Origin of the sequence: Stenotrophomonas sp. SBJS02 (genome assembly GCF_020428325.2) — a bacterium.
In the GTDB taxonomy this organism is placed as follows: domain Bacteria; phylum Pseudomonadota; class Gammaproteobacteria; order Xanthomonadales; family Xanthomonadaceae; genus Stenotrophomonas; species Stenotrophomonas africana.
Genome location: NZ_CP109812.1, coordinates 1,483,837 through 1,507,089, shown reverse-complemented (window position 1 = coordinate 1,507,089; position 23,253 = coordinate 1,483,837). Strand labels below are relative to the sequence as shown.

Genomic DNA, 23,253 nt, shown 5'->3' with positions numbered 1-23,253 from the left:
GTTCCAGTCATCAAGGACGATTGCCAATGAAGACCCTGCTGTTCCCGTTCGCCGCCGCGCTGGCCCTGGCCGCCTGCTCGCCCTCGAAGGTCGAGTTCCAGATCGACAACCCGACCGATGCGCCGCTGGCCCTGAGCATCGATGGCAAGGACCTGCCGGTCGCCGCACAGGGCTCGCGCCCGATCTCGCTGGCCGTGGGCGAGCATCGCCTGCACACCGACAAGCTCGGCGACGTGCGCTTCATCGTCTACGTGGACGGTCGTGGCGGCCTGATCAACCCGACCCTGAGCGAGTACGTGATCGCCCGCGAGATCTATGTCACCGACGAGAGCAAGCTGAAGAACTTCGGCACCGGCAAGGCCGGCATCGAGCTGGGCGGTGTCGACTTCGAAGGCCCGTTCGAGAAGAGCCACGAACTGTTCATCGACAAGACCTGGACCTACGGCGTGCGCGAACCCTTCCCGAAGGAAAAGGTGGTGGCCCACGTCGACGCCAGCGGTGGCCAGATCGTGGCCAAGGTGTTCACCGCGCCGGACTTCATCGCTTACGTGGAAGAAGGCATGGGCGAGCCCGGCGCGTTCAAGCGCGAGCAGCCGGCCGGCTACGTGGCCCCGGCGTTCAGCCTGGAACCGGCCCCGGCCAGCCTGCCGGCGCTGGTGCCGGCCTTCGAGGCGCATGCCGCGCCGCTGCGCGAGGTCTATGCGCGCTGGCTGAAGGCGACCACCGCCGATGAACAGAAGGCTCTGCGCAAGCAGGACTTCGCCGCGCAGATGGCCTTCACCTCGGCCACCGCCACCCTGGGCAGCGGGCTGGGACGTGAAGCCAACGAAGCCTACAACGACTTCGTTTCCCAGCGCAGCCAGCTGATGGGCCGCAGCGCGCTGGTGGTGCCCTGAGCTGACTGGCACGCCCCGCCCGGCTGCGCTACCGTCGCCTTCCAGACGAAGGCGTACGGGTGGTTTGCACGCATTCGGCTAGAATTCCCCTCTTCTTTACACGACGGCTTCCTATGAATCCGAACTACCTCGACTTCGAGCAACCCATCGCCGACCTGGAAGCCAAGATCCAGGAACTGCGCAACGCCAGTGCCGGGCCGGCGGTCAATGTCGAGGCGGAAGTGCACGCGCTGCAGGACAAGCTGCGCATGCGCACCGCGCAGATCTTCCGCAACCTGACCTCGTGGCAGGTGCTGCAGCTGGCCCGTCACCCGTCGCGTCCGTACACCGCCGACTACCTCCGCGTCATGTTCGATGAGTTCCAGGAGCTGGCCGGCGACCGTGCCTTCGCCGACGACAAGGCGATCATGGGTGGCCTGGCCCGCATCAACGGCCGTGCAGTGATGGTGATCGGCCACCAGAAGGGCCGCGACACCAAGGAAAAGATCAAGCGCAACTTCGGCATGCCCAAGCCGGAGGGCTACCGCAAGGCGCTGCGCCTGATGAAGATGGCCGAGCGCTTCGGCCTGCCGGTGCTGACCCTGATCGACACCGCCGGCGCCTGGCCGGGCATCGACGCCGAATCGCGCGGCCAGTCCGAAGCGATCGCGCGCAACCTGATCGAGATGGCCGAGCTGAAGGTGCCGATCATCTGCACCGTGATCGGTGAGGGCGGCTCCGGCGGCGCGTTGGCGCTGGGCGTGGGCGACCGCACCGTGATGCTGGAGTACTCGGTGTATTCGACCATCACCCCGGAAGGCTGCGCCTCGATCCTGTGGAAGGACGCCGGCAAGGCCAAGGACGCCGCCGAACAGCTGGGCCTGACCGCCCCGCGCCTGAAGAGCCTGGGCCTGGTCGACAAGGTCGTGCGCGAGCCGACCGGCGGCGCCCACCGCAACCCGACGCAGATGGCCAAGCGCCTGAAAGCGGTGCTGCTGAACGAACTGGACGCGCTGGACAAGCTGTCCACCGAACAGCTGCTGGAACAGCGCTATACCCGCCTGCGCAGCTACGGCACGTACGAAGCGGCCTGATTCATCGGCTTGTTACTTTCTTGCTCGTGCAAGAAAGTAACCAAAGAACACGCCGCCGAACGCGAGCCGGTGCCATGCACCGGTTCCCTGCGCTTCTCGGTGAATCAGGGGACGCGCCGAACTCGCTGCGCTCAGACATCGGCGCCTCTTCGCCCCTGTTTCACCTGCGATGCTCGGCTCGCTCATGGCGGACCTGAACATCAAAAGCCACAGCTGCCCCCAGTAGATCCTCGCCACGCGTGGATGCCTCTGCTTTGGCGAAGAATCACGCGAACCCGTAGAGCCAAGCATGGCTCTACGGATAGCGGGATCTCAGAACGGCTTGGCCAGCACCAGCCACACGATCGGAATGAAGGCCAGCAGCGGGATCTCGTTGATCCAGCGCAGCGCGCGCGACGACGGCAGCGCCCTGCCCTTGGCCACGCCCTTGAGCAGGCGGCCGATCCAGCCGAAGTACACCAACAGCAGCATCACCAGCCCCAGCTTGGCGTGCAGCCAGCCGGCGCCGCCGGGCGCGACCATGGTCGGGAAATCGGGGATGACCCTGTAGCCCAGCCACAGCACCAGACCGAGCAGGAATGCCAGCCCGAACATCGAGTGGCCGAAGCGGTACAGGCGCAGGCCCATCAGCTGCAGGCGCTCGGTCACCGCCGGCTGGCCTGCAGTCTCGGCCAGGTTCACCAGGATACGCGGCAGATAGAACACCGTGGCCATCCACGCCACCACGAACACGATGTGGAAGGTCTTGACCCAGTAGTAGCTCTGCATGCGCTCGCTCCGGCGGCTGGCGTAGGTTGGCGGCCATTCTCGCATGCCGTGGCGAAGCCGCTGCAGGCACGCACGCCGCGACACATCGACGCATGGCGCGTCGCAACACCGTACGATAGGCGCCGTTTTCCCGATCGCGCACCGCCCATGGACAAGACCTACGACGCCGCCTACTTCCAACGCTGGTACCGCCGTGCCGACATCGGCGGCAGCGCCCGCCTGGCGCGAAAGGTCGCCTTGGCCGTGGCCAGTGCCGAGTACTACCTGGAGCGGCCGATCCGCAGTGTGCTGGACATCGGCTGCGGTGAAGGCGCCTGGCGCGCGCCCCTGCTGAAGCTGCGTCCGAAGGTCGAATACCTCGGCTTCGACAGCAGCGAGTACGCTGTGCGCCGCTACGGCAGGACCCGCAACCTGCACATGGCCCGCTTCGGCGATTTCGCCTGGCTGCGGCCCTGTGCCCCGGTCGACCTGCTGATCTGCTCGGACGTGATGCACTACGTGCCCGACCGCGAGCTGCGTGCAGGACTGGCCGGCGTGGCCGAGCTGACCGGCGGCGTGGCCTTCCTGGAGACCTTCGCCGCCGAGGATGCGTTCGAGGGCGACCACGACGGCTTCCAGGCCCGCCCAGCGCGCTGGTACCGCCGCACGCTGGCCCGGCAGGGCCTGCAGCCGGTAGGGTCACACTGCTGGCTCGGCCCCGCTCTGGCAGGCGATACGGCGGCTCTGGAACGGATGTGAATCCGGATTCATTATTTTCAGCGAACTTAACCTGCGGGACACCCGGATGGGATATGCTGCGCGGCAACATATGACCATACATATTCGGTCGTCATGCTCTATCAACTGCACGAACTGACCCGCAACCTGCTCGCCCCCTGGGTGCACCAGGCCCAGGCCAACGCCAGGTTCTTCGCCAACCAGGGCCACTGGTGGTCGCAGATGCCCGGCGCTGATCGCCTGGCGGCGGTCAATGAACTCTTCCACCGCATCGGCAAGGATTACGAGAAGCCCGAGTGGGGCATCAACGAAATCGACGTCGATGGCGAACGCGTGCCGATCGTCGTGCACGAGGAAGTAAGCAAGCCGTTCTGCAAGCTGCTGCGCTTCAAGCGCCACAGCAATGAAGCCGACCAGCTGCACACCATGCTCAACCAGCCGTTCGTGCTGGTGGTGGCGCCGCTGTCCGGCCACCACGCCACGCTGCTGCGCGATACCGTGCGCACGCTGCTGCGCGACCACCGCGTGTACGTCACCGACTGGGTGGATGCGCGCATGGTGCCGGCCAGCGAAGGCGAATTCGGCCTGGACGACTACATCGCCTACATCCAGGAATTCATCCGCCACCTCGGCGTGGAGCGCCTGCACGTGGTAAGCGTGTGCCAGCCGACCGTACCGGTACTGGCTGCGGTTTCGCTGATGGCCAGCCGTGGCGAGCCGACGCCGCGCACGCTGGTGATGATGGGTGGCCCGATCGATGCGCGCTGCAGCCCGACCGCAGTGAACAACCTGGCCACGCAGAACCCGCTGTCGTGGTTCGAGAACAACGTCATCCACACTGTGCCGGCCAGCTATCCCGGCGCCGGCCGTCGCGTGTATCCGGGCTTCCTGCAGCACGCCGGCTTCCTGTCGATGAACCCCAGCCGCCACTTCAGCTCGCACTGGGATTTCTACACCGACCTGGTCAAGGGCGACCTGGAAGACGCCGACGCGCACCGTCGTTTCTACGACGAGTACAACGCGGTGCTGGACATGCCGGCCAAGTACTACCTGGATACGATTTCCGTGGTGTTCCAGGACTTCCTGCTGCCGCGTGGCGAGTGGGTGGTCAACGGCGAGAAGGTCGATCCGTCGGCGATCCGCGATACCGCGCTGCTCAGCATCGAAGGCGAGCTGGACGATATCGCCGGCCTCGGCCAGACCGAAGCCGCGCAGGCGCTGTGCACCGGCATCGACGCTGACCGCCGCGAGCATTTCATCGTCGAAGGCGCGGGCCACTACGGCATCTTCAGCGGCCGTCGCTGGCGCGAAGTGGTGTACCCGAAGGTGCGCGACTTCTTCGCCGCGCATGCCGAAGCACCGGCGGCGAAGGCCGCGAAGAAGAAGAGCAACGTCACCCCGTTGCGCCGAAAGGCGGGGTAACTCGCCTCTGGTGGGTGCCGACCTTGGTTGGCGCTCTACCATGAATCCCGGTATCTGATGGATGGTGCCAACCAAGGTTGGCACCTGCCAAAGCGAAGCCCACCAAAGCGTGGATTTCCGCTTACAACCGCACCAGCAGGTTCTTGGCGATCAGCCCATGCAGCTTGCCGATGCCGCGTGCCAGATGCATCGTCAGCAGCAGCAACAACGCGCCGACAGCAGCAACCACGATCGCCACCAGCGGCGAGGCCGCCATCGGCAGCACATTCACGTCGTTGATGTAGATGCCGGGGATGTCGCCACTGAAGATGGCCGCAACCGGTGCCCAGATCAGGCTCAGCGACAGCGACAGCAACGTCACCGCGAGGGTGAAGTAGATGACGCCCAGCGGCAGCATCAGCACGAAGTACAGCAGGGTCAGCCAGGTGCGGCCATCGGTGAACATGTCGCCGATGCGCTGCAGCCACGTGCGGCTGCGGTCGGTGTAACGCGGGCGGCGCGGCATGCGTTCACCCAGCAGCGCTTCCACCAGCCGTCCTTCCAGCAGCGCCAGCCCGCGCACCGAGCCGAAGAACAGCACGGTCAAGGGAATGCCGACGATCAGGATCAGCAGGCCCAGTGACAGCGACAGGCCGGTGACCACCCAGGTGAAGAAGAAGATGCCGGTGGCCAGCGACAGCAGCATGTAGAACAGCGCGCCATAGGTGTGCGGATCGGTCACCACGCCGAAGAAGCGCGCCAGCAGCGAGCGCTGCACCGGCACCGGCAGCGGTGCAGCTGGCTCGACGCCACTGGCTTCGGCCGCCGCACGCAGCACCGGTGCGGTATCCGCACGCGGCGTACGCAGCGCGCGGTTCACCGTCACTTCGGTCTCGCGGTAGATCTCGGCCACTTCGTCCGGCGCGCCATAGCTGCCGGCAACGTCGGCGATCACCTCGGCCTCGCTGCGGCCGGGCTGCGCCGCCAGCTCCGAACGCAGGTACTCCTCGGCGTCGTACAGCGCGTCCTGCACCATCGCCGGGTCGGCACCTTCCAGCGCCGCGCGCAGCTGCGCCAGGTACTGCGGGATGGTCGTGGGCAGGGCTCGGCCTGCCAGGCTCGGGTCGTTCATTGCGGTACCCCCTCCAACACGGAATCGACGGAATCGCGGGTGGCCTGCCAGGCCTGGCGCCACTGCGCCAGCACCTCGCGGCCACGTTCATTGATGCGGTAGTAGCGCCGCGGCGGCCCGCTGCTGGACGGCTCCACATGGCTTTCCAGCAGCCCAGCGCCCTCCAGGTTGCGCAGCACCGGGTACAGCGCGCTCTGCTTGCCGCTCAGCACGCCCTCGCCCACCCGCTCCAGCTCCTTGGCAATGAGGTAGCCGTACAGCGGCTCCCCGGCCCGGGCCAGCACCGCCAGCAGGGCCAGCGACACCGTTCCGGCGCTGAGCTCCTTCTGGAACTTCTTCAGGTGGACATCGTCCTCGGACATGACCGGCCCTCCACTACGTTGAAGTCCACAGTAGTGCGAAGTTCGGTATAGCGAATGTGTCGTTAGTCATCGTGCCGGTTGGCGAGACCAGGCCGCTCGCGCAGAATCGAAGCCTCGTTCATGTTCCGGGGTTCCCATGCCGCACCGTCGTCGCCTTGCCCTGACCGCCCTCGCCCTGGCCTGCCTGTTGCCCGCCATGGCCAGCGCGGCCTCGCCTTACCGCAGCCCGCAGCAGATCCTGGACGCTTCGGCCGCCAGCGACTGGCGCACCCCGGACCCGGCCACCCTGCTGTACATGGACCTGCCGGCGGGGCGGGTGATCATCGAGCTGGCGCCGCAGTTCGCCCCGCGCCATGTCGCCAACATCCAGACCTTCGCCCACGAGCACTTCTGGGACGGCACCAGCATCTACCGTTCGCAGGACAACTTCGTGGTGCAGTTCGGCGATGCCGACGCCGATGACGCAGCCAAGGCCAAGCCGTTCGGCAGTGCCGCGCGCAAGCTGCCGGCCGAGTTCGAACGTGCCAGCGCCGGCCTGAAGGTGAGCGTGCTGCCGGATCGCGACGGCTGGGCGGCACAGACCGGTTTCGTCGACGGCTTCCCGGTCGGCCAGGACCCGCAGGCCGGCAAGGCCTGGCTGGCGCACTGCTACGGCATGCTCGGCGCCGGCCGCAGCAACGAGGAAGACAGCAGCATCGGCGCCGAACTCTATGTGGTGACCGGCCAGTCACCGCGCCAGCTGGACCGCAACATCACCCTGGTCGGCCGCGTGCTGAAGGGCATGGAACTGCTCAGCGCGACGCCGCGCGGCCCGGCGCCGATGGGCTTCTACACCGACCCGAAGCTGCGTACGCCGATCGTGTCGATCCGCCGTGCCAGTGATGTGCCGGTGGCCGAGCGCACGCCGATCCAGGTACTGCGTACCGACTCGAAGACCTTTGCCGATACGGTGGAGGCACGTCGCAATCGCGTGGATGATTTCTACAAGCGCCCGGCGGGGCATATCGATCTCTGCAATATTCCGGTGCCGGTGCGGTGATGGTTTCCTGCGCGTGGCACGTGCTGAAGGCGCTTCATTGTTCATGGGCGTCACTTTTCTTTTCGCGCGAAAAGAAAAGTAACCAAAAGAAACGCGCCGCCAGGTCGCGAGCCGATGCTGCGCATCGGTGTCCTGTGCTCCCCGGCCCGTCGAGGGACGGTGTGCAGAAGGCAGCCGACTAACAGTCGGCTCTACAGGACATCGGCGCCTCTTCGCCCCTGATTCCCCTATGGTGCTCGGCTCGCTCAAGGCGGACTGGAAGGTCAAGATCAACAGCAAGAGCATCCACGCATGGTGTGGATCTACTGGGTGCAGCTGTGGCATTTGATCTGGGTCCGCCTTGAGCGAGCCGAGCACCGCAGGTCCGGCGAGGGCGAAGAGGCGCGGGTGTCTGAGCGCAGCGAGTTCCCGCGCCGTCCCTCGACGGGCCGAGGAGCGCAGGGTACCGGTGCGCAGCACCGGCTCGCGACCTGGCGGCGTGTTTCTTTGGTTACTTTCTTTGCACGAGCAAAGAAAGTGACGCCCATGAACAATGAAGCACCTTCAGCACGCGCCACGCGCAAAACGCCAACGCCTCAGCCCTTCTGACTCACCGCCACGCTACCCAGAATCAACGCACCGGCAATCAGCATCTGCAGCGTCACCGGCTCGCCCAGGAACAACCACGCGAACGCCGCGCCGAACAGCGGAATCAGGTACGTCACCGTCGACGCACGTGACGGGCCGATGCGGCCGATCAGGCGGTAGAACATCAGGAACGCCAACCCAGTGCAGGCCACGCCCAGGGCAATCGCCGCGCCCCACGCCTTGCCCGGAATCGCCGCCTGCGGCCAGTGACTCACCGCCATCGGCAGCATCCACAGCGAGGCACACGACAGCGTTGCCGCAGCCGCAGCCGCCGAGGGCAGGCCGGTCATGTGCCGCTTCACCAGGTTCACGCCCAGGCCGTACAGCAGCGAAGCCGCCGCACCAGCCAGCACCGCGGTGCCGATGCTCAGGCCGGAGACCTTGGCCGTGGCCAGCACCACCACGCCGGCAAAGCCGACCAGCAGCGCACCGGCTCGGCGCATGCCGATCTTTTCACCGAAGAACAGGAACGCGATCAGCGCGGCGAACAGCACGGTCATCGCATTGCAGATCGCACCGATCGCGGCCGGCGCCTGTTCGGCGGCATAAGCAAACAGCACGAACGGCAACGCCGAGTTGATCAGGCCGATCGGTGCCAGCCACAGCCAGCGCCGCGGCGGGAACTGCGCGCGGGCGCGCCACAGGAACGGCAGCAACACCAGCGCGCCCAGCACCAGTCGCACCTCGACCAGCGCGAACGGGCCGAACGACGGCACCGCCACCCGCATGAACAGGAACGAGCAGCCCCAGATGGCGCCCAGCAGGGTCAATTCCAGCGGTGTGCGCCAGTCGCGCTCGGCCGCCTGTGGGACCGCATTCATGCCTTGCCTCCGTACATCGTCAATTCCTCGCCAAGACGGATAGGATCAGGCGCAGACGCCCGCCGCACAAGCGCGTAGTATCGCTGCCAGCCACAAATATGGTTTGAGGCTCGACATGCTGCTACGCCCTTCCCTGCTACCCGCACTGGCCGTGTTCGCGGTCGCGGCGCGCCACCAGAATTTCGCCCAGGCCGCGCAGGAGCTGCACCTGACCGCCAGCGCGGTCAGCCACCATGTGCGCCGTCTGGAAGAAGTGCTGGAAGTTCGCCTGTTCCTGCGCCACGCCCGTGGCGTGCGCCTGACCGCCGAGGGCCGGCAGCTGGCCGATGCCGCCAGCGCTGCCTTCACCGATGTCGCGGCCGTCGCCCATCACCTGCAGCCTGATGCCGACAGCGTGCCGTTGCGGGTCACTACGCTACGCTCGCTCTCATACTGCTGGCTGCTGCCACGGCTGCCGCGCTTCACCCAGGCCTACCCGCACATCCGCATCGAGCTGCATACCGGCAGCGGGCTGGATCGCTATGACGACAACGGCCCGGAAGTGGGAATCCGCTATGGCCTGGGCCAATGGCCCGGCCTGCGTGCGCAGCACCTGATGGATGACTACCTGTTCCCGGTCGCCTCGCCGGCACTGGCCGGGGTCGAAACGCTGGTCGATCCGGCGCGCATCGCCGACCTGCCGCTGCTGACCGATCTGTCACCGCAGGGCTGGCGCGACTGGTTCCGCCACGCGGGCGTGCGCCCGCCGTCGCCGCTGCCACCGATGCACACCTTCGCCGACAGCACCGATGCGATGCGTGCAGCGGTGTATGGCATGGGCGCGGTGCTGGCGCGCACCCACATCGCCCAGCCCTATATGCAACGCTACGAAGTGGTGCGCCTGCCCGGCCCGGCGCTGAAGGCGCGCTATGCGTATCACGTGGTGCATGCCGAAGGACAACCGCCCAGCCCCGCCGCACGCCTGTTCATCGACTGGCTGCTGGAGCAGGCGCAGGACGAACGCACACCGATTCCCGCATTGCCGGACAGCCTGCTCGGGCGCCCGGCCACACGCGCCTGACTGCACCCTCACCCGTTCTTTGCCCGGCGCTGGCTAGGCTGAAGGCAACTCCACAACGTACCTACGCCATGGCCATGCTGCGACTGCGCATCACCGGAACTGAAGACGACGCCCGTGCCATCAGCGACCTGCTGCTCGGCCTGGAGGGCATCGAGCATGTCGAGGAAACCGACGACCTGATGCCGCACATGGACGACGACGATTCCAGCTCGGCTGGGCTGTCCGATGACATCGGCCCGGGCATCCATGAGCTGGAAGTGGAAGTGGGCAATGAAAGCACCGCGCAGAAGGTGCGCGACGCGGTGCAGGAACTCGCGCTGGAGTTGGACGTGTTCGTCGAGTACGAGACTGACGAGGGCTGATGCCGGCAGGCTACCGGCATCAGCCTTCACCTCAGAGGTTGGGCGGTAGCTTGCGACGGCGGCGACGCCACCACGCCCGCACACCCCAGGCCGCGAACAAGGCCAGCACCGCCACCGGCAGCAGCGCGGCAACCGCGCGGATCAGGAACGCCACGCTGGTGCTGAGGATGCTGCCCGACTCGCTCAGCGCCTCACCGATTTCGCTGCGGCTGCGTTGGCCCGAGGTGGTGTCGAAATGGATCGTCACCAGCTGGGTATCGATGCGTCGACGTTGCTGCGCTGAATCCTTGTTGGCCTGTTCGACGCCGGCTTCGATCTCGGACAGGCGCGTGGTGATCGCCATCAGGTCCTCGATCTTCAGGTCCTTGCGATCCTGGTAGGACAGCAGCCGCGCGTGCTCCTTCTCCAGCCGTGCCTTGGTCAGTGCCGTATCGGCCACCGCCTGAGCGAGGTCCTCGGCGCGCGTATTGCGTGACTGCAGCTTGCCCCCTTCACCGGCCAACGCGATCAACGGCTCGGTGCCCTTCGGTGCAATCCGCACCTTGACCTCGCCACTGGGCTGCTCGCCACTGCGCTGGTCGACCTGCAGCACCGCACAGTCACCGAACTTCGCGCTCTGGCAGGCCTGTGCCACCTGCTGGATGCGCGGTGCGATCTCTCCCGCTTCCAGCTGCACCTGCACGTCGTGTTCGTAGGCGAGGAATGCGCCTTCCGGTGAAGCAACAGCAGCTTCGGCGGCAGTGGCGCCCGCATCGGCCGCGCGCTCACCATTTTTTGCACAGGCTGCCAGCGCCAGCAGCAATACCGGCATCGCTGCCACGCGCGCCCACGTACGCACCGGCCTCACAGTGCGGCTCCGTCGTAGGAGGTCACTGCCAGCGTGGCCAGATTCACTGCAGGCACGCAGCGCACGTTCACCGCCACCATCGGCGTACCGCTGCGCGGATCCACCGCCTCGCTGTAGGGGGCAATGCCGCACTCGCGGCAATGGTGATGATTGATGTGCGCCTTGTTGAAGTGATAGGTCGCCACGTCCGCCGGGTCGGTGCTCAGCTGGAACGCCGCGCGCGGGGCGAACCACAGCAGGCCGCCCCGGCGGCGGCACATTGAGCAGTTGCAGTCGATGACGTCGCTGATCGGCGCCTCGGCCTGTACGGTGAATGCGATCCTGCCGCAATGGCAGCTTCCCTGGTATTGCATGTCCTGCGCTCCGCTGGAGGGTCCTTGTCTGCGCCCATGGTAATCCTATGGCACGGGGACAAAGCAGCCCCGGGGCCCTATGCTCGGGGTTTGACCCTGTACAGGAACGCCGATGCGCCCGCATCTTCTTGCCCTCGCCCTGGTCGCCGCCCTGGCCGGTTGCCAGCCGGCCGACGCCCCGACCAACGCTTCCACTCCGGCCGCCAGCCAGCAGGCCGGTGACGCGGCGGTCGATGCCGCCTTCGCCGATCTGTCCAAGCGCGCCCTGGACACCTGGATGCAGCTGTCGCCGGTCAGCGCCACCCAGATCGGTGACCACCGCTACGACAGCGAGCTGGACGACCTGAGTGCCGCCGGCCAGCAGAAGACCCTGGCCGCCTACAAGGCGCTGCTGGGAGAGCTGGACAAGATCGACGTGGCCAAGCTGGGCCGCGAGAACCAGGTGGACGCGGCGATCCTGCGCAACCAGCTGCAGTCGGAAATCTGGAATGCCGAAGTGCTGCAGTCCGGCAAGTGGGACCCGCAGCTGTACAACGGCATCGCCGGCAGCGCGATCTACGGCCTGATGGCGCGCGAGTTCGCGCCGCTGCCGGAGCGCCTGAAGTCGGCCACCGCGCGCATGGAAAAGCTGCCGGCGATCTTCGCCCAGGCCCGCGAGAACCTGGATCCGGCGCGCGTGCCGAAGGTCCATGCCGAGACCGTGGCCAAGCAGAACAAGGGCATCCTCAGCATCGTCGATACCTTCATCACCCCGCACATCGGCGAACTGCCGCAAGCTGACCAGCAGCGCCTGCAGGCCGCCATCGACGGCCTGAAGAAGGCCGTGGACGAGCAGCAGACCTGGCTGGACAAGACCCTGGTGCCGAATGCCAAGGGCGACTTCCGCATCGGTGCGGAAAAGTACGACCAGAAGCTGAAGTTCGCACTGAGTTCCTCGCTGTCGCGCCAGGAAATCGGTGAGCGTGCACGCGCCGAACTCAAGCGCGTGCGCGAAGACATGTACGGCATCGCGCAGACCGTGCTGAAGGACAAGCCGGGCGCGCCGGAGATGCCGGCACAGCCGACCGACGAGCAGCAGCAAAAGGCGATCGAGGCCGCACTGGAACTGGCCTACGCCGACAAGCCGGCACGCGACAAAGTGGTCGACGATGCCAAGGCCGCGCTGGAGCAGTCCACCGCGTTCGTGCGCGAGCACGACCTGATGACGCTGCCCGACGCACCGGTGGACATCATCCTGATGCCGGAATTCCAGCGCGGCGTGGCCGTGGCCTACTGCGATTCGCCGGGCCCGCTGGACAAGAACCTGAAGACCTTCTACGCCGTCTCGCCGATTCCGGACGACTGGAACGACAAGCAGGTCGACTCGTTCCTGCGTGAGTACAACTCGCGCATGATCCACCTGCTGAGCATCCACGAAGGCACCCCGGGCCACTACCTGGAAGGCTGGCACTCGGCCAAGTTCCCCTCCACCCTGCGTGCGGTACTGCGTTCGGGCCTGTTCGCCGAAGGCTGGGCGGTCTATACCGAACGCATGATGCAGGAGCAGGGCTACCTCAACAACGACCCGCTGTTCCACCTGGTGCAGCTGAAGTTCTACCTGCGCACGATCTCCAACGCGATCCTCGACCAGGGCGTGCACGTGGACAACTGGGATCGCGAGAAGGCGATGCACCTGATGACCCACGACGCATTCCAGCAGGAAAGCGAAGCCTCGGGCAAGTGGGTGCGCGCGCAGCTGACCTCGGCGCAGCTGCCGACCTACTTCGTCGGTGCGCAGGAGCACTTCGACACCCGCAAGGCGATGCAGGACAAGCTGGGCGACAAGTTCAACCTGAAGGCCTACCACGACCAGATGCTGTCCTACGGCGCGCCGCCGGTGCGCTTCGCACGCAGCTGATGCTGGACCAGCCGATCGAGTGATCGGGACGGTGTGAGATGAAGCGGAGCGGCCCGGGGAAACCCGGGCCGCTTTTTTTTGTTCGCCCTGCTTGGGCTGCTGCCGGGTCAGAGCAGATGGATGTACATTTTCTTTAAGCTCAGCCGCAGATCTACGAAGTACTCGGCACCACAGCCACGACAGGCGGCAGGACAATCCTCATCACTGCCACGCTCGTTTTCCAATGAGCCAGCCACTACCGGGTATCCGCACTCGAAACAGTTGAAAGCCACATGGTTACCATGCGGATCAGCAGGGATCTCGTCACCCTCGCCGTCCATCACGAGAAAATCCGTGATTCTCATCGCCACTCCATCCCGCTGAATTGATGACGACAGACTAGCCAACTCTTGAGCTTCAGGCGCCGCTCCGGCCCTGAATACTTGCAAACCGGGCCTGTGCGGCCTCACAGCTGGCAAACGACTCCGGGCGCATCGTCCGCATCGCCTCCCCGTCCCTGCAGGTTCCCATGCCCTCCCCGGTGCTACGCCTTGGTCTCCTCTCCGCTGCCTTGGCGGCCGCTCCTGCCTTCGCCGCCTGCCCCCCGCCGCCGCCCGGCCAGCCGGACATCCGCGCTCTTGGCTACTACACCGACAAGGTGGGCTCGGTCATCGACCCGGCACTGCAGCAGCAGAACAAGGATGCCACCGCGCCACTGGACCGCTATGCCGCCGACGTGGCGCGCATGAGCGATGACTACCTGCGCAACGGCGACCCGGCGGCGGCGAAATGCACGCTGGCGTGGCTGGGTGCATGGGCCGACGATGGCGCCATGCTCGGGCAGATGATCCGGGTCAACAACGACCAGTCGTTCTACATGCGGCAATGGATGCTCGATGCAGTGGCCATGGCCTACCTGAAAGTGCACGACCAGGCCGATGCCCGGCAGCGAGCACGCATCGACCCATGGCTGCAGAAGCTGGCACGGGCCAACCTGGCGTACTGGGACAGCCCGAAACGGCGCCGCAACAACCACTACTACTGGGGCGGCCTGGGCGTACTGGCCACCGGCCTGGCCACCGACGACGATGCGCTGTGGCAGGCCGGCCACGCGGCATTCCAGAAAGGCATCGATGACATCCAGGACGATGGCAGCCTGCCGCTGGAGATGGCCCGAGGGCAACGTGCCCTGCACTACCACGACTACGCATTGGCGCCGCTGGTGATGATGGCCGAGCTGGCACGACTGCGCGGCCAGGACTGGTATGCCAGCAAGGGCCATGCCATTGACCGGCTTGCCCGCAGGGTCATCGGGGGCAGCAACGACCCGGTGTGGTTCAACCAACACACCGGTGTGGCACAGCTGCCACTGCATGCCAGCGGCTGGGTCGAGTTCTACCGGCTGCGCTCACCCGATGGCGGGCTGTTTGATGCCGCGCATGCACGCGGACCGTTCCATTCCCCACGGCTGGGTGGCGACCTTACGTTGATGGCCACCCATGGCATCGTACGCACACCGCTGCGATAGACCCTTGTTTTCAGCGATGGGCGCGCTGCAGCAGCTGCTGGAACTGCACGCTGCTGCAACCCACTGGATCGCAGCCTCGCAATGGCAGCACGACACGGCCCGGCGGCTGCGCTTCCGTCAACGGCAGCGCATCGCGCAACTGCGCAGTGGTCGGGTAGACGTAGGCCAGGCGGAAACGCCCGCCACCGCTTCGGCGATCACGCCAACGCTCGAACTGCAGCAGGCCGCCGATCGGCGTCTTCTCGTACTGCCCTGGCAGGGTGTAGTCGCTGATTCCCAGCGCGGCGAGCACGGACCCGATGTTGGAGTCATGGCCGACCAGCAGGGTCACCCTCGGCGTTGCCGGGTCTTCGAACAGCGCGCCCAATCGTTCCAGCAGCGGTCCGGCCACATCCCGCGCCACCTCGGGCGTTCCGAACAGGATGTCCTGGTAGCGGTTGCGGATCTGCGCAAGCGCCTGCCATTGCGCCTCGGTGGTCAGCCGACCCCAACCTTCGCGCGGGATGCCACTGCCCTGGTAGTGCTCCATCAACAAGGCATCGACCAGCCCGCTGGCCAGGGCCAGTGAGCCGGAAGCGCGTGGCTCCCTGCCCGGCTCCGCACTGAAGGTCGTGTCGGCCGGCATCAGATGGCAATCCCTGCGCCCCGCACAGGCCGCCGACTGCGGATAGCGGGTGATCTCCTCCACCACGGACAGTGCCGGTGCCAGATCGGATGTGGACAACGCCTGCTGCATCGCCGACACCGCACGTGCGCGGAACGCCGCGTCATCGCGGTGGATCACCGGATTGAACAGCGGGTCCATCGTACCCAGTGGCATGCGTTGCTCGACCGCAACATGGCAGCCCGGGAAGGCACCGGCAACGAAGAACTGTGCGGTGGCCTGGGTACGCTGCAAGCTGTTGGCATGGGCGTGGAAGTCAGACGGCTGTGGGCAATCCGAGCCCGGCAACAGCTGCGCCTGACGCAGCCACTGGCCCATGTAGCGGCCCATGTAGACCTCCAGCACGCCGCCCTTGGTGGTCAGCTCGCCTGCCGCCACTTCCCAGCCTGGCCAGCGTTCCGGAGTGGCGTTGGCCAAGGCACCCGACGCCACCACCGGCGCACGCAGGTTATGGCGGCTGAGCAGGACCACCTGCTCGAGCTGGTCGCCTTCCGCGGGTGCCGGTGCGGTGGCTGCGGCCGTGGTCGCCAGACTGAGGGCCAGCAGCAGAGCAATCAATGATCGGCAGCCACGAAACCCCCGGTCTGCCGCGCCCACAACCGCGCGTACAGGCCACCGGCCGCAATCAGCTCGGCATGGGTGCCGGTCTCGACAATGCGGCCCTGATCCATCACCACCAGCCGGTCCATGCGTGCGATGGTCGACAGCCGGTGCGCGATCGCGATCACCGTCTTGCCGCCCATCAGCTGATCCAGGCTGTCCTGGATCGCCGCTTCCACCTCCGAGTCCAGCGCCGAGGTCGCTTCATCCAGTACCAGGATCGGCGCATCCTTCAGCAGCACGCGGGCAATGGCGATGCGCTGGCGCTGGCCACCGGACAGCTTCACGCCGCGCTCGCCCACGTGCGCGTCGTAGCCACGACGCCCCTGCCCGTCCACCAGCGAATCGATGAAGGCTTCGGCACGCGCCTTGGCAACGGCTGCGCGCAGCTGCTCATCGGTTGCGTCAGGACGGCCGTACAGCAGGTTGTCGCGGATCGAGCGATGCAGCAGCGAGGTGTCCTGGGTGACCACGCCGATCTGCTGGCGCAGGCTTTCCTGGGTGACGTACGCAATGTCCTGGTCGTCGATCAGGATGCGGCCGCTTTCCAGGTCGTACAGGCGCAGCAGCACGTTGACCAGGGTCGACTTGCCGGCACCGGAGGGACCGACCAGGCCGATCTTCTCGCCCGGCCTCACCACCAGGTCGAGGCCGGCGATCACACCGCCCTTCTTGCCGTAGTGGAAGTGGATGTCCTGGAAGTGCACGCCGCCACGGGTCACCTGCAACGGCACCGCATCCTCGCGGTCCTGCACGGTCAGCGGCTGGGCGATGGTGGTGATGCCGTCCTGCACCGTGCCGATGTCCTCGAAGATGCCGTTGATGGTCCACATGATCCAGCCGGACATGTTGTGAATGCGGATCACCAGGCCGGTGGCCAGCGTTATCGCACCGACGGTGATGTGGCCGCCATTCCACAGCCACAGTGCCAGCCCGCAGGTGCCGGCGATCAGGAAGCCGTTGACGATGGCGATGGTCAGGTCCATGCCGGTGGTGATGCGGGTCTGCGCGCGGTGCTTGACCGCCAGTTCCTGGATCGACTCGGCCACGTACGCCTGCTCGCGGCCACCATGGGCGAACAGCTTCAACGTGGGAATGTTGGTGTAGCCATCGACGATGCGGCCCATCGCCTTGGAACGCGCTTCGGACGCAATCCAGGCCCGTTCCTTCGCGCGCGGCACGAAGTAGGCCAGGATCACCGCGTAGGCCAGCAGCCACAGGATCAGCGGCACCATCAGCCGCCAGTCGGCCTGCGCGAACAGATACAGCGCGGTGCCGGTGTAGACCACGATGTACCAGAGCGAATCGACCATCTGCACCGCCGATTCGCGCAGCGAAGTACCGGTCTGCATCACCCGGTTGGCGACACTGCCGGCGAAGTCGTTCTGGAAGAAGCTCAGGCTCTGCCGCACCACGTAGTTGTGCATCAACCAGCGCGAGCGGTTGCTCAGGCCGGGCACGATGGCCTGGTTGACCAGCAGGTTGTGCAGGCCGACCAGGATCGGCCGCGCGATGACCGTGATGAACAGCATCCAGCCCAGTTCATTGGCGTGGCGCTTGAAGAAATCCGCACCGGGCTGCTCGGCGACCATGTCGACGATGCGGCCCAGGTAATCGAACATCGCCACTTCCACCAGCGCCAGCAGCAGGCCGGCGATGAGCGTGGCCAGCAGCACCGGCCACACCGGGCGCAGGTAGTGCAGGTAGAAGGGCAGCACCTTGCGCGGCGGCATGCGCCCGTCCACGGGCGGGAACACCGGAATCAGGGATTCAAACCAACGGAACATTGCACTCCCTCGCCTCTTGCAAGCGGCGAAGTATCCCACGCCGGATGTGTACGCCAGCCGATGATCACCGCTCCGCCCCTGGTAGTCGCCCACCTTGGTGGGCGCCGTACCGCATGCCGACCAAGGTCGGCATCTACCGTTCAGTCGGGGTGAACAACAGGTCCTGGAAATCGAAGCTGAAATCGGTCAGGTCGGAGATCGACTGCATGCGCACCTCGCGTACCTTGCCGTCCGGGTCCAGGCTGAAGTTCACGAACGCGTCGGCGTTGAGCGAACGGTCGTCCCAGCGCACGATGAAGGTGTCGTGCTGCCAATGCTCCAGCCGGCCGCTCAGCTGCGCGGTCTTCATGAAGCGCAGGCGCAGGCCCTTGCCCTCGGCACTGATCTGCATGTCGCCATACCAGCGGTCACGGAAGGTACCGGTGTAGCCGGCCAGTGCCAGCGACGGCTTGCTGCCCTTGTCGCGCGCGCTCTGGTGCTTGGCCCAGGCCTCGTCGGCCTTGTCCTGGCCCTTGGCCACGGCCTTGGCATAGGCGTCCACCCAGTCGTGCTTTTCGCCGCCCAGATAGGCATCCAGCACGCTCAGGGTGATCGCGTTGAACGCCGCGCCCACTTCCTGGTTGGTCAGTACCACCACGCCCAGCTTCTCGCCCGGCACCAGGGTCAGCCGCGAAACCATGCCCGGCCAGCCACCGGTGTGCCAGACCAGCTTCTGCCCGCGGAAATCGCTCAGGCTCCAGCCTTCGCCGTAGCCGGCAAAGTTGGCCCGCGCCGGCGCCAGCTCCGGCACGCTTGGCGCCGGGATCGACTGCGGCGTGATCATCCGCCACATCTGCTGCTGGCTCTTCTCGCTGAACAGCGCGGTGCCATCGGCCAGCTTGCCCTCAGCCAGCTGCACCTGCATCCAGCGCGCCATGTCGTGCGCACTGGAATAGATGCCACCGGCGCCGGCATTGTTCGACCAGGTCAATGGTGCAACGGTGCGCAGGTCCTTGAAATCGTATTTGGCGTGGCCGACCGCAGCCTTGTCGCCCGGCTTCAGATGATCGGCGTTGTAGCGTGTGCCGGCCATGCCCACCTTGTCGAAGATGCGGGTCTGCAGGAACTGCTGGTAGCTCATGCCGGAGACATGCTCGATCACCTGCTGGGCGACTGCGTACAGGATGTTGTCGTACGCATAGCTCTCGCGGAAACCGCCCTTCAGCGGCACCTTGCCCAGCCGCTCCACCACTTCGGCGTTGCTGTAGGAGGTGGTCGGCCAGAACAGCAGGTCACCGGCGCCCAGGCTCAGCCCGCTGCGATGCGACAGCAGGTCGCGGATCGTCATCTGGCCGGTCACGAACGGGTCGGACATGCGGAACGACGGCAGGTGGTCGATCACCTTGTCGTCCATCTTCAGCTTGCCATCCTCGGCCAGCAGGTTCAGCGAAGTGGCGGTGAAGGCCTTGGTGTTGGAAGCGATGGCAAACAGCGTATCGGCCTGCACCGGCTCCGGTTTGCCCTGCTCACGCACGCCCCAGCCACGCTCCAGCACCACCTCGCCATCCTTGACTACCGCCACGGCAATGCCGGGCACGTCGAACTGCGCGCGCACGCGCTCGACAGTCGCATCCAGCTCCTGCAGCTGCGCCGGGGTGGCAGCGCTCGCCATGGTCGTGCACGCCAGCAGCACGGCTCCTCCAATCCAGGGTTTCATCCAGCACGATCTCCGAACAGGGGTGGCGGCCATGTGCAGGCCGTCACCGGGGTTTCGCGGGATGGTAACGGTCTGCGGCGCACCCTGCCCTGTGCCATAGGAGGGGTGTCATGGGCGGGAACGGCCAACCGAGCAACGGCTCCACCATCATTCCGTGCCTGCGCTATCGCGACGCGCAGGCCGCCATCGACTGGCTGCAACGCGCCTTCGGCTTCCATGCCCAGGCCGTGTATGCCGACGGCGATACGGTATTCCACGCGCAGCTGACCTTCGGCAGCGGCATGATCATGCTCGGCTCGGCCAGCAATCAGAGCGCATGGAGCGAACACGCGGCGATGCCCGATGAGGTCGACGGCCGCCAGACCCAGAGCGCCTGTGTGATCGTCACCGATGCCGATGCCCACTATGCACGGGCGAAGGCCGCCGGTGCCCGCATCGTCATCGACATCGCCGACCAGGACTATGGCGGGCGCGGCTACGCCTGCGCCGACCCGGAAGGCTATCTGTGGTGGTTCGGCAGCTACGACCCGTGGCGCGCGGACCACGGCCAGTGACCACGGCCTCCCGACAGGCCGCGATCCGCTGCGGCATCGGTGGCTGGGTGTTTCCCGAATGGCGTGGCGGCGTTTTCTACCCCGTGGGCCTGCCGCAGCGTGAAGAACTGGCCCATGCCAGCCGTGCCCTGCGTTGCATCGAAATCAACGGCACCTTCTACCGCACGCCCACCGCGGCGCAGTGCGCGCAGTGGGCCGCACAGACGCCGGAAGGCTTTCGGTTTTCGATGAAGGCGCCACGCTACCTGGTGCAGCGCCGCGACCTGTCCAGCACCGTAGAGGCTGCCGCGCCCTTCCTGCAGGCGGCGATTGCGCTCGGTGACCGGCTTGGCCCGTTGCTGTGGCAGTTCGATCCACGCCACCCGGCCGACGCCGATGCATTGGGCGCCCTGATGGCGCAGCTGCCGAAGCAGCTGCAAGGAGTGCCGCTGCAGCATGCGCTGGAGGTCCGCAACGCGGAGGCACATGGCCCGGCACTGGTCGACGCCGCGCGCCGCCACGGCGTGGCGCTGGTGATCGAAGACAGTGACGAGGCGCCATTGCATGGCGATGTCAGTGCCGGCCTCGTCTATGCGCGGATCAAGCGCAGCCAGGCCCGCTTGAACGAGGGCCTGCCGGCGCCCGTGCAGCAGCGCTGGGCCGAACGCGCGCAGCGTTGGGCGCGCGGCGAACCGGTGGACGATCTGCCCTGCCTGGCCGGACCGGCACCGTCAGAGCCGCGCGAGGTGTACCTGCTGTGCATCGGCGCGGGCAAGGCACGCAATCCCGCGGCGGCGATGGCCCTGCAGCGGCGGGCGGACGCCCCCGGGTAATTCCCCACGCGGATAGCGCTACGGTCATCGGCTTGCTTCACAATAGGCGGATGAGCACACCCGACACCCGCAAAGCGCTGTGGCAGATCCACTTCTGTGTCCTGCTGTGGGGCGTCACCGCCATCCTCGGCAAGCTGATCACCCTGCCCGCGCTGCCGCTGGTGTGGTGGCGCATGCTGCTGGTGACGGCGATGCTGGCCCTGCTGCCGCGGGTCTGGCGCGGGTTGCGCACGCTGCCCTTGCGCCTGGTGGCAGGCTACGCCGGCATCGGCGCGCTGGTCGCCCTGCACTGGCTGACGTTCTACGGCGCGGTGAAGCTGGCCAACGCCTCGGTGGCCGCCACCTGCATCGCGCTGGCGCCGGTGTTCACGTCAATCATCGAGCCGTGGGTGGCCAAGCGGCCGTTCCAGCTGCGTGAACTGGCGTTCGGCCTGGCGGTGCTGCCCGGTGTTGCACTGGTAGTCGGTGGCGTGCCCGATGGCATGCGCCTGGGTGTACTGATCGGCGCGATATCGGCGCTGCTGGTGGCGGTGTTCGGCTCGCTCAACAAGCGCATGGTCAGCCACGCCGATCCCCTTACGGTCACTGCGCTGGAGCTCGGTGCCGGCACCCTCACCCTGACCCTGCTGGCACCGCTGATGCCCTACCTGCTGCCTGCGCTGGCCAGCCCATTGTGGGTGGTCCCGGACCTGCACGACGGCATCCTGCTGCTGGTGCTAGCCGGGTTCTGCACGCTGTTGCCGTTCGCCCTGGCCCTGGTTGCGCTGCGCCACCTGAGCGCCTACACGGTGCAGCTGGTGACCAACCTGGAACCGGTCTACGCGGTGGTGCTGGCGGTGGTGCTGCTGCGCGAGCAGCACGAGGTCACCCCATGGTTCTACCTGGGCGTGGCGATCATCGTCGGCGCAGTGTTCCTGCATCCGCTGCTCAATCGCCGCAGGCCGGTGCAGCATCCGGAAATCCTTGGCACGGCCGAGGCGCGCAACATCGCTGATTGAGCGCGTCCACCCCGAGCGTGGATGGCTGTATCAACGCTGCGGCCAGTGCCATGCCGGGGCATCCAGCAGGCCCTGCCCACTCAACAGCGTGCGGCCCTGTTCCTTGTGCAGGTGCAGCGAATGACAGCCGGGCGCCTGCTCCAGTGCTGCGATCAGGCGGCTCGCGTGTGAGACCACCCACACCTGGCTGCGCGCACTGGCCGCGATGATCAGCCGCGCCAGCGCCGGCAGCAGGTCCGGATGCAGGCTGGTCTCCGGCTCGTTGAGCACCAGCAGCGGCGGCGGGCGTGGCGTACGCAGTGCCGCGGCCAGCAGCAGGAAGCGCAGCGTGCCGTCGGACAGTTCGGCCATCGACAACGGCCGCAGCAACCCCGGCTGGTGGAAGCGCAGGGCCAGTCGACCGTCCAGCTCTTCGAAGCCGACCGTGGCGCCGGGGAACGCATCATCGACGCTGCGAGCCAACGCGACCGGATCCCCGACCTCGAGAATGGTCACCCAGGCCGCCGCCAGATCCCGGCCGTCGTGATGCAGCACCGGCGTGCGCGTGGCCATCGCCGGTTGTCGCGCCGGGGCATGGGCGTCGCTGCGGAAATGGTCGTAGAAGCGCCAGCGACGGATGTACTCGCGCAAGGCGATGGTTTTCGGCATGCGCTGCGGATCGCCGACCTGGGTGAACAGGCTGTCGAACAGCGACAACCGGTCATCGACCAGATCCCAGCCGCGCGAATGGCGCTGCCGCACCATCGCCCCACGACGATCAACCAGCAGGTTGGCGCTGCGCAGGAACGGCCCGGCCCAGATCGCCTCGGCCTTGATCTGCGGATCCAGCGCAAACGCGGAACGGCTGGGGGGGTACCCCAGGTCGATGGCATAGCCGAACTCGTCGGTGGTGAAGCCCAGCTTCAGCCCCACCGACGCCTGCCGGGGCCCGCCCTGCAGCGGGATCTCGCCGGCCGCAACCCGGCGATCGATGGATTCGGGGCCGGCCCACAGCGCCGAACCAAGCCCCCCTTCGCGGGCCAGCACCGCCGCCACCCCGCCCTGGGCGGTTTCCGCCAACAGGCGCAGCGCACGGTACAGGCTGGATTTGCCACTGCCGTTGTCGCCGGTAACCACATTCAACGGCTTCAGCGGCAGCACCAGTCCATGCAGTGAACGATAGTGGGCGATGGCGAGGGTCTGCAGCATGGTCGGCATCCGTGGGAACAGATGCGCCATGCTGGCTGGCCAAGGTCGCAGGGGGTGCGACGCGACGGTATTGAATCGGCCACAGCGTCCAC

General features: G+C 66.6%; 23 protein-coding genes and 1 pseudogene. 13 read left to right on the top strand and 11 right to left on the bottom strand.

The features are described from left to right. Window positions 1-26: 26 nt before the first annotated feature. A complete protein-coding gene (locus FQS62_RS07160) occupies window positions 27-896 on the top strand; it encodes a hypothetical protein (protein WP_049445357.1) in 870 nt (289 codons plus the stop codon). Window positions 897-1,009: 113 nt separating this feature from the next. Continuing rightward, window positions 1,010-1,969 carry an acetyl-CoA carboxylase carboxyltransferase subunit alpha gene (locus FQS62_RS07155; RefSeq protein WP_054171326.1) on the top strand — a complete coding sequence of 320 codons (960 nt, stop codon included), beginning with the start codon at window positions 1,010-1,012 and terminating at the stop codon, window positions 1,967-1,969. A gap of 312 nt (window positions 1,970-2,281) precedes the next feature. On the opposite strand, the gene FQS62_RS07150 is transcribed toward FQS62_RS07155, so the two are convergent. Then, window positions 2,282-2,737 (bottom strand): CopD family protein, encoded by a 456-nt coding sequence (locus FQS62_RS07150; RefSeq protein ID WP_208043609.1) that lies wholly within the window; start codon window positions 2,735-2,737, stop codon window positions 2,282-2,284. 147 nt (window positions 2,738-2,884) lie between these two features. Here FQS62_RS07150 and FQS62_RS07145 point away from each other — a divergent pair, with 147 nt between their 5' ends. Together FQS62_RS07145 and phaZ are read left to right on the top strand one after the other, a co-directional pair. Continuing rightward, a complete protein-coding gene (locus FQS62_RS07145; RefSeq protein ID WP_049445359.1) occupies window positions 2,885-3,475 on the top strand; it encodes a class I SAM-dependent DNA methyltransferase in 591 nt (196 codons plus the stop codon). A gap of 93 nt (window positions 3,476-3,568) precedes the next feature. Further along, window positions 3,569-4,876 (top strand): polyhydroxyalkanoate depolymerase, encoded by a 1,308-nt coding sequence (gene phaZ / locus FQS62_RS07140; protein WP_049445361.1) that lies wholly within the window; start codon window positions 3,569-3,571, stop codon window positions 4,874-4,876. A gap of 121 nt (window positions 4,877-4,997) precedes the next feature. On the opposite strand, the gene FQS62_RS07135 is transcribed toward phaZ, so the two are convergent. Both FQS62_RS07135 and FQS62_RS07130 read right to left on the bottom strand, forming a co-directional pair. Next, window positions 4,998-5,987: a sensor domain-containing protein gene (locus FQS62_RS07135; protein ID WP_088480704.1), complete on the bottom strand. Its 990-nt coding sequence runs from the start codon at window positions 5,985-5,987 to the stop codon at window positions 4,998-5,000. Further along, a complete protein-coding gene (locus FQS62_RS07130; protein WP_004150914.1) occupies window positions 5,984-6,349 on the bottom strand; it encodes a PadR family transcriptional regulator in 366 nt (121 codons plus the stop codon). The genes FQS62_RS07135 and FQS62_RS07130 overlap by 4 nt, the downstream gene beginning before the upstream one ends. 136 nt (window positions 6,350-6,485) lie before the next feature. Between FQS62_RS07130 and FQS62_RS07125 the strand changes: the two genes are divergently transcribed. Beyond that, window positions 6,486-7,388, top strand: coding sequence for a peptidylprolyl isomerase (locus FQS62_RS07125; protein ID WP_208043608.1), 903 nt, complete (start codon window positions 6,486-6,488; stop codon window positions 7,386-7,388). 291 nt (window positions 7,389-7,679) lie between these two features. Continuing rightward, complete coding sequence (locus FQS62_RS07120) at window positions 7,680-7,976, top strand: hypothetical protein (protein ID WP_208043607.1); 297 nt, start codon at window positions 7,680-7,682, stop codon at window positions 7,974-7,976. Here FQS62_RS07120 and FQS62_RS07115 read toward each other — a convergent pair. Further along, window positions 7,964-8,836, bottom strand: coding sequence for a DMT family transporter (locus FQS62_RS07115; protein WP_049446635.1), 873 nt, complete (start codon window positions 8,834-8,836; stop codon window positions 7,964-7,966). The two genes, FQS62_RS07120 and FQS62_RS07115, sit on opposite strands and share 13 nt — an antisense overlap. Window positions 8,837-8,951: 115 nt before the next feature. Between FQS62_RS07115 and FQS62_RS07110 the strand changes: the two genes are divergently transcribed. Together FQS62_RS07110 and FQS62_RS07105 are read left to right on the top strand one after the other, a co-directional pair. After that, the gene (locus FQS62_RS07110; protein ID WP_049446637.1) at window positions 8,952-9,896 is read left to right on the top strand and encodes a LysR substrate-binding domain-containing protein; all 945 of its coding nucleotides are present in this window, start codon (window positions 8,952-8,954) and stop codon (window positions 9,894-9,896) included. Between the two features lie 68 nt (window positions 9,897-9,964). Continuing rightward, a complete protein-coding gene (locus FQS62_RS07105) occupies window positions 9,965-10,258 on the top strand; it encodes a hypothetical protein (RefSeq protein ID WP_005408721.1) in 294 nt (97 codons plus the stop codon). A gap of 31 nt (window positions 10,259-10,289) precedes the next feature. On the opposite strand, the gene FQS62_RS07100 is transcribed toward FQS62_RS07105, so the two are convergent. After that, a complete protein-coding gene (locus FQS62_RS07100) occupies window positions 10,290-11,069 on the bottom strand; it encodes a DUF4349 domain-containing protein (RefSeq protein WP_180839121.1) in 780 nt (259 codons plus the stop codon). 32 nt (window positions 11,070-11,101) lie between these two features. Continuing rightward, window positions 11,102-11,458: a GFA family protein gene (locus FQS62_RS07095; RefSeq protein WP_049446638.1), complete on the bottom strand. Its 357-nt coding sequence runs from the start codon at window positions 11,456-11,458 to the stop codon at window positions 11,102-11,104. A gap of 112 nt (window positions 11,459-11,570) precedes the next feature. Between FQS62_RS07095 and FQS62_RS07090 the strand changes: the two are divergent. Next, a pseudogene (locus FQS62_RS07090) lies at window positions 11,571-13,378 on the top strand (DUF885 domain-containing protein). A gap of 84 nt (window positions 13,379-13,462) precedes the next feature. Here the strand turns inward: FQS62_RS07090 and FQS62_RS07085 are convergent. Further along, window positions 13,463-13,699: a hypothetical protein gene (locus tag FQS62_RS07085; protein ID WP_049446642.1), complete on the bottom strand. Its 237-nt coding sequence runs from the start codon at window positions 13,697-13,699 to the stop codon at window positions 13,463-13,465. Window positions 13,700-13,863: 164 nt separating this feature from the next. On the opposite strand from FQS62_RS07085, the gene FQS62_RS07080 reads away from it, so the two are divergent. Continuing rightward, complete coding sequence (locus FQS62_RS07080; protein WP_049446644.1) at window positions 13,864-14,862, top strand: polysaccharide lyase; 999 nt, start codon at window positions 13,864-13,866, stop codon at window positions 14,860-14,862. 10 nt (window positions 14,863-14,872) lie between these two features. Here FQS62_RS07080 and agp read toward each other — a convergent pair whose 3' ends face one another. The 3 genes from agp to FQS62_RS07065 form a co-directional block, all read right to left on the bottom strand. Beyond that, the gene (gene agp, locus FQS62_RS07075; protein ID WP_088480702.1) at window positions 14,873-16,084 is read right to left on the bottom strand and encodes a bifunctional glucose-1-phosphatase/inositol phosphatase; all 1,212 of its coding nucleotides are present in this window, start codon (window positions 16,082-16,084) and stop codon (window positions 14,873-14,875) included. After that, window positions 16,081-17,913, bottom strand: a complete 1,833-nt coding sequence (gene smrA, locus FQS62_RS07070) for a multidrug efflux ABC transporter SmrA (RefSeq protein WP_099589643.1) — start codon at window positions 17,911-17,913, stop codon at window positions 16,081-16,083. Before smrA ends, agp begins: the two co-directional genes overlap by 4 nt. A gap of 133 nt (window positions 17,914-18,046) precedes the next feature. Beyond that, window positions 18,047-19,609 carry a serine hydrolase gene (locus FQS62_RS07065; protein WP_164078506.1) on the bottom strand — a complete coding sequence of 521 codons (1,563 nt, stop codon included), beginning with the start codon at window positions 19,607-19,609 and terminating at the stop codon, window positions 18,047-18,049. 110 nt (window positions 19,610-19,719) lie between these two features. Between FQS62_RS07065 and FQS62_RS07060 the strand changes: the two genes are divergently transcribed. Genes FQS62_RS07060 through FQS62_RS07050 form a run of 3 tightly spaced genes read left to right on the top strand, consistent with a single transcriptional unit; the run spans window position 19,720 to window position 21,973 of the window. Beyond that, complete coding sequence (locus tag FQS62_RS07060) at window positions 19,720-20,163, top strand: VOC family protein (RefSeq protein ID WP_057500157.1); 444 nt, start codon at window positions 19,720-19,722, stop codon at window positions 20,161-20,163. Then, window positions 20,160-20,975: a DUF72 domain-containing protein gene (locus FQS62_RS07055; RefSeq protein ID WP_049446653.1), complete on the top strand. Its 816-nt coding sequence runs from the start codon at window positions 20,160-20,162 to the stop codon at window positions 20,973-20,975. Before FQS62_RS07060 ends, FQS62_RS07055 begins: the two co-directional genes overlap by 4 nt. A gap of 50 nt (window positions 20,976-21,025) precedes the next feature. Further along, window positions 21,026-21,973, top strand: coding sequence for a DMT family transporter (locus tag FQS62_RS07050; RefSeq protein ID WP_057500159.1), 948 nt, complete (start codon window positions 21,026-21,028; stop codon window positions 21,971-21,973). Between the two features lie 30 nt (window positions 21,974-22,003). Here the strand turns inward: FQS62_RS07050 and FQS62_RS07045 are convergent, their stop codons facing one another. Beyond that, a complete protein-coding gene (locus FQS62_RS07045) occupies window positions 22,004-23,161 on the bottom strand; it encodes an AAA family ATPase (protein WP_208043606.1) in 1,158 nt (385 codons plus the stop codon). Window positions 23,162-23,253 lie beyond the last annotated feature (92 nt).

Bases quoted from the DNA above. Each gene is read 5' to 3' on its own strand.
- FQS62_RS07160 (WP_049445357.1), top strand. From the start codon at position 27: ATGAAGACCCTGCTGTTCCCGTTCGCCGCCGCGCTGGCCCTGGCCGCC.
- FQS62_RS07155 (WP_054171326.1), top strand. From the start codon at position 1,010: ATGAATCCGAACTACCTCGACTTCGAGCAACCCATCGCCGACCTGGAA.
- FQS62_RS07150 (WP_208043609.1), bottom strand. From the start codon at position 2,737: ATGCAGAGCTACTACTGGGTCAAGACCTTCCACATCGTGTTCGTGGTG.
- FQS62_RS07145 (WP_049445359.1), top strand. From the start codon at position 2,885: ATGGACAAGACCTACGACGCCGCCTACTTCCAACGCTGGTACCGCCGT.
- phaZ (WP_049445361.1), top strand. From the start codon at position 3,569: ATGCTCTATCAACTGCACGAACTGACCCGCAACCTGCTCGCCCCCTGG.
- FQS62_RS07135 (WP_088480704.1), bottom strand. From the start codon at position 5,987: ATGAACGACCCGAGCCTGGCAGGCCGAGCCCTGCCCACGACCATCCCG.
- FQS62_RS07130 (WP_004150914.1), bottom strand. From the start codon at position 6,349: ATGTCCGAGGACGATGTCCACCTGAAGAAGTTCCAGAAGGAGCTCAGC.
- FQS62_RS07125 (WP_208043608.1), top strand. From the start codon at position 6,486: ATGCCGCACCGTCGTCGCCTTGCCCTGACCGCCCTCGCCCTGGCCTGC.
- FQS62_RS07120 (WP_208043607.1), top strand. From the start codon at position 7,680: ATGGTGTGGATCTACTGGGTGCAGCTGTGGCATTTGATCTGGGTCCGC.
- FQS62_RS07115 (WP_049446635.1), bottom strand. From the start codon at position 8,836: ATGAATGCGGTCCCACAGGCGGCCGAGCGCGACTGGCGCACACCGCTG.
- FQS62_RS07110 (WP_049446637.1), top strand. From the start codon at position 8,952: ATGCTGCTACGCCCTTCCCTGCTACCCGCACTGGCCGTGTTCGCGGTC.
- FQS62_RS07105 (WP_005408721.1), top strand. From the start codon at position 9,965: ATGGCCATGCTGCGACTGCGCATCACCGGAACTGAAGACGACGCCCGT.
- FQS62_RS07100 (WP_180839121.1), bottom strand. From the start codon at position 11,069: ATGCCGGTATTGCTGCTGGCGCTGGCAGCCTGTGCAAAAAATGGTGAG.
- FQS62_RS07095 (WP_049446638.1), bottom strand. From the start codon at position 11,458: ATGCAATACCAGGGAAGCTGCCATTGCGGCAGGATCGCATTCACCGTA.
- FQS62_RS07085 (WP_049446642.1), bottom strand. From the start codon at position 13,699: ATGAGAATCACGGATTTTCTCGTGATGGACGGCGAGGGTGACGAGATC.
- FQS62_RS07080 (WP_049446644.1), top strand. From the start codon at position 13,864: ATGCCCTCCCCGGTGCTACGCCTTGGTCTCCTCTCCGCTGCCTTGGCG.
- smrA (WP_099589643.1), bottom strand. From the start codon at position 17,913: ATGTTCCGTTGGTTTGAATCCCTGATTCCGGTGTTCCCGCCCGTGGAC.
- FQS62_RS07065 (WP_164078506.1), bottom strand. From the start codon at position 19,609: ATGAAACCCTGGATTGGAGGAGCCGTGCTGCTGGCGTGCACGACCATG.
- FQS62_RS07060 (WP_057500157.1), top strand. From the start codon at position 19,720: ATGGGCGGGAACGGCCAACCGAGCAACGGCTCCACCATCATTCCGTGC.
- FQS62_RS07050 (WP_057500159.1), top strand. From the start codon at position 21,026: ATGAGCACACCCGACACCCGCAAAGCGCTGTGGCAGATCCACTTCTGT.
- FQS62_RS07045 (WP_208043606.1), bottom strand. From the start codon at position 23,161: ATGCTGCAGACCCTCGCCATCGCCCACTATCGTTCACTGCATGGACTG.